Origin of the sequence: Cytobacillus spartinae (assembly GCF_042865285.1) — a bacterium.
In the GTDB taxonomy this organism is placed as follows: domain Bacteria; phylum Bacillota; class Bacilli; order Bacillales; family Cytobacillaceae; genus Robertmurraya_A; species Robertmurraya_A spartinae.
Genome location: NZ_JBIACK010000034.1, coordinates 1 through 1,858, shown reverse-complemented (window position 1 = coordinate 1,858; position 1,858 = coordinate 1). Strand labels below are relative to the sequence as shown.

The window sequence follows — 1,858 nt, the reverse complement described above, 5'->3', positions numbered from 1 at the left end:
TTATGTTCGCCCAGCATGGGCGAACTCTAACGGGTGAAAGTCCCGAGTATGACCAAGTAGCGGTAAGTACATAGCTGAAAGCAAGGGTGTCCACGGTGACGTGGAATCTGAAGGAAGCTCGAGGCAAACCTTCGGTCTGACGAACAGAAATCATATAAGAGGCAACGTATGAGGATAAGACTGCATAAGAAGTCAAAGTCCCATAGCTACTGTATCATACGGTGTATATATGGCAGATAGATGAAGGGAAAGAGTTCGCACCTTAACTGGGGAGGTCTCACTAATCTGCACTAAAATCTTGTAGTGATATAAGACTGGATAGTGAGAAGTCAGCAGAAGCCGTAGTAGTGAAGATGTCTAATGAAAGTTAGAAGGAGCGAAGGGCTGAACAATTTTATCGTTATAGAAATCTCGATTGGGAGAGGAAATAGACCACTGGCGAAATGCGGAAAAGTGGATACCGTCTCTACGAGAAGGAAAGGAAATAACAAGCATGTACGAAATAAGACTACTTGATAAGATTCTTGATAGAGACAATCTTAATCAAGCATTTAAACAAGTGAAGAAAAACAAGGGTGCAGCAGGTGTAGATGGAATGACCGTGGACGAGTTGGAGGGGTATCTGATTATGAACAAGGACAAGATTATCCAACACATCCGACAAAGAAAATATCAGCCCAAACCTGTATTGAGAGTAGAAATCCCAAAACCTAATGGTGGGATACGACTCTTAGGCATACCGACCGTCACAGATAGAGTCATTCAACAAGCAATCGCACAAGTCCTCACCCCTATATTTGATAAGAAATTTAGCGAGTATAGTTTTGGATTCAGACCTAGGCGCTATGCTGAAATGGCTATCTTACAAGCTCTAGAATTCATGAACGATGGTTACGACTGGATAGTGGACATAGACCTTGAACGTTTCTTCGACACAGTGCATCATGATAGGCTAATGAATCTTATATCAAGAACAGTAGAGGATGGAGATGTTATTTCTCTTATTCGTAAGTTCTTAGTGAGTGGTGTACAAATAGATGACGAATACAAAGAAACAGTAATAGGCACTCCGCAAGGAGGAAACTTATCTCCATTATTAAGTAATATCATGCTTAACGAGCTGGACCAAGAACTTGAGAACCGCGGTCTTCACTTTGTTCGATACGCAGATGACTGTATTATCCTAGTTAAAAGTGAGATGTCAGCCAAGCGAGTAATGAGGTCAGTGTCTAAATTCATTGAAGAAAAATTAGGGCTGATTGTTAATGCACAAAAGTCGAGAGTAACGAAACCCAATGACCCAAGTATGAAGTTCTTAGGGTTTGGTTTCTTCAAAGACTTCCAGAATGACATCTACAAGGCTAAACCACACCAAAAATCGGTAGATAATTTTAAATTTAATCTTAAACAATTGACTAGGAAGAATTGGAGCGTTGATACGAAGTATCAGGTAGAGCGGATTAACCAATTAATACGAGGATGGGTTAATTACTTCAAGGTAGGTTATATGAAATCTTTGCTTGGGAAAATAGATTCTCATACAAGATACCGATTAAGAATGTGTATCTGGAAGAAATGGAAAACAGCCAAAAACCGTAGAAAAAATCTAATTAAGCTAGGAATGGATAAATTTTCTGCCCACAAATATAGCCACACAAGCAAGGGTGTCGCTCGAATCGCTTACTCGTGGGTACTTACTACAACTATAACAAACAAGAGATTAACCGCTTTCGGACTAATCTCTTGTGTTCAACATTACAATAAAGTACATGCTTAGTATAAGATTGAACCGCCGTATACGGGTCCGTACGTACGGTGGTGTGAGAGGTCGGAGGTTCGTCACCTCCTCCTACTCGAT

General features: G+C 40.5%; 1 protein-coding gene. It reads left to right on the top strand.

Annotated elements, in window-relative coordinates:
• The first annotated feature begins 493 nt into the window (after nucleotides 1-493).
• Entirely contained in the window at nucleotides 494-1,777 is a 1,284-nt protein-coding gene (gene ltrA / locus ACFYKX_RS27180; protein ID WP_389365448.1) for a group II intron reverse transcriptase/maturase, read from the top strand.
• Nucleotides 1,778-1,858 lie beyond the last annotated feature (81 nt).

What these genes read in the sequence shown, in the direction of transcription:
- ltrA (WP_389365448.1), top strand. Translation starts at nt 494, where the DNA reads ATGTACGAAATAAGACTACTTGATAAGATTCTTGATAGAGACAATCTT.